The 460-nt window shown below is 42.6% G+C and carries 1 protein-coding gene; it reads left to right on the top strand.

Features of this window, described 5'->3' with window-relative positions; translation table 11 throughout:
* Positions 1-460: MucBP domain-containing protein (locus C1E99_RS02000; RefSeq protein WP_161951128.1), on the top strand; the 460-nt coding region annotated here is incomplete at both ends.

Raw genomic sequence — 460 nt, 5'->3', positions numbered from 1 at the left:
TAATGAAGGTGATGCCCCAAGCAACGGTACAGTTGTAGAAGGTGAACAAACCATTACTTACGAGTACAAGGAAGTTGTTGATACACCAGATCCAGTTGAGAAGAAAACAGGTAGCGTCCTTGTTCGTCACATCACTGATAAAGGTGAGGTTCTTGCGGATACAACTGATGTCGTTCGTGACGGTGAAGTAGGTTCAACTTATGAAACGAGCGTAGGCAACTTTGAAGGCTATACATTTGTTAAAGTTGATGAAAAAGGTGCAACACCAACAGGTGAAGTTGAAGAAGGCGAGAAGACTGTAGTTTACATCTATACTAAAGTTGAAACACCAGTTGCTAAGACAGGTAGCGTCCTTGTTCGTCACATCACTGATAAAGGTGAGGTTCTTGCGGATACAACTGATGTCGTTCGTGACGGTGAAGTAGGTTCAACTTATGAAACAAGCGTAGGCAACTTTGAA

Origin of the sequence: Streptococcus suis (assembly GCF_002964045.1) — a bacterium.
Lineage (GTDB): Bacteria > Bacillota > Bacilli > Lactobacillales > Streptococcaceae > Streptococcus > Streptococcus suis_U.
This window is presented reverse-complemented; position numbering and strand designations above follow the sequence as displayed.